The following is a 1855-nucleotide window of genomic DNA, read 5'->3' as shown; positions in this document are numbered from 1 at the left end:
TTGCGCTCGCCACCCGGTCTCGCCGCCTGACGGTTTTCCGCCGCGACAACCGGCGCTTCGACTTCGCGCACCGTTTCGACTGCAGCGACCGTCTGCGTCCTGTACACGAACGCGCCCGATTTCTCGTCGCGCCCGACTTCCAGCAACCCACGCGACTGCGCTTCCTCCAGCAAATTGCCGAACGCGCGGAAGCCATAGTACGACTCGTTGAAATCAGGCTTGCGCCGCTTGATCGCGCTCTTCAAGACCGATGCCCAGATCTTCCCGCTTTCGCCGCGCTCGGAAGCGAGGTCATCGAAGGTTTCAACCGCAATCGCGATGGCTTTCGCCTTGCGCGCTTCGATTTCCTGCTTGGGCTGGCGGTCTTCGTCGGAGCCGCGCTTGTTCGATGAAGACGCCGATGCCGCCGCCGCATTCGCATCGCGCGCGTCGCGTGCTTCACGGGCCTCGCGCGCTTCACGTTTGGCGATGGCGCGTTGCTGCTCGCGCACGAGGTCATCGTAGAAGATAAATTCGTCGCAGTTCGCGACGAGAAGATCGGAGGTCGAATTTTTCACGCCCACGCCGATCACTTTCTTCGCGTTCTCGCGCAGCTTCGAGACCAGCGGTGAGAAGTCCGAATCCCCGCTGATGATCACGAACGTATCGACGTGGGACTTCGTATAACAGAGGTCGAGTGCATCGACCACGAGGCGGATATCCGCCGAATTCTTGCCCGACTGACGCACGTGCGGAATTTCGATCAGCTCGAAACTCGCTTCGTGCATGGCGGCTTTGAAACCCTTGTAGCGATCCCAGTCGCAGTAAGCCTTTTTCACCACGATGCTGCCCTTGAGCAGCAGACGTTCGAGCACCGGCATGATGTCGAACTTGTCGTACTTCGCGTCGCGCACGCCGAGGGCGACGTTTTCGAAGTCGCAAAACAACGCCATGCTGACGCTTTCGGGAAATGAGGCCATAAAAACTCCAGCAGAATGCCGGGCGTACACGGCAGTATTAATGTGCGCACATGATATCTGTTTGTGCGGCGCGGTTTGCGGCGTGAAAAACAATCAGCTCGCAGCACGGGGTGTTGGCGCGGCCGGCGGAAAACATCGCTCACATATGAAGTCGATGAACACCCGCAATTTCGGAGCCACATGTTTGCCCGATGGCCACATGATGCGAAACGTCCCGCCGCTCTGCGCGCAGTCGTCGAGCACGTCGACCAGCCGGCCCGACGCCAGATGCTCGTGGATCGCGAAATCCGGCAGATAAGCGATTCCCACGCCCTGCAACGCGAAGCAGATCCGCGCTTCAAGGTTGTTGCAGACAATCGATGGCGGCAGTTGAAAGTCGGTTTGCACTTCATCCCGGTGAAGAGGCCAGACCTCCAGCTTTCCTGTATTGGGATATCGGAACTGAATGCATGTGTGCTGCATCAGATCGTTTGCGCTCAGAGGTTTTCCATGTGCCTCGAAGTACGCGGGCGAGCCGACCAGCAGCATGTGGTACGCGCCCATGCGCCGGCTTGTGAGACGTGAGTCGAGCACATCGCCGGTGCGAATGACGGCATCGAATCCTTCTTCGATGATATCCACCTGCCGGTCCGTGAAATCCAGATCCAGGTCTACGGCCGGATAAGCCAGTTTGAAGCCGGCGATCACATGCAGGAACGGCTCGGTGACAAGCGGCAGGCTGACCCGCAAGCGGCCGCGCGGCGCGACATTCACCTGGGACAACTCGGCTTGCGCCGCCTCGATTTCAGCGAGGATGCGGCGGCTGCGCTCAAGGAACAGCGCGCCTTCGGAGGTCAGGGTGACGCTGCGCGTGCTGCGGTGAAACAGCCGCACACCGAGCCTTTCCTCCAGCGCGA

General features: G+C 60.1%; 2 protein-coding genes. Both read right to left on the bottom strand.

Annotation, left to right across the window (positions count from 1 at the left end):
- Window positions 1–959, bottom strand: a 959-nt coding sequence (locus tag ACRXB1_RS35375) for an NYN domain-containing protein (RefSeq protein WP_449494695.1), incomplete at its 3' end; no start/stop codon positions are given.
- A gap of 93 nt (window positions 960–1052) precedes the next feature.
- Window positions 1053–1855: LysR substrate-binding domain-containing protein (locus tag ACRXB1_RS35370; RefSeq protein WP_449494694.1), on the bottom strand; the 803-nt coding region annotated here is incomplete at its 5' end.

The organism is Caballeronia sp. M23-90 (assembly GCF_053574605.1).
This window is presented reverse-complemented; position numbering and strand designations above follow the sequence as displayed.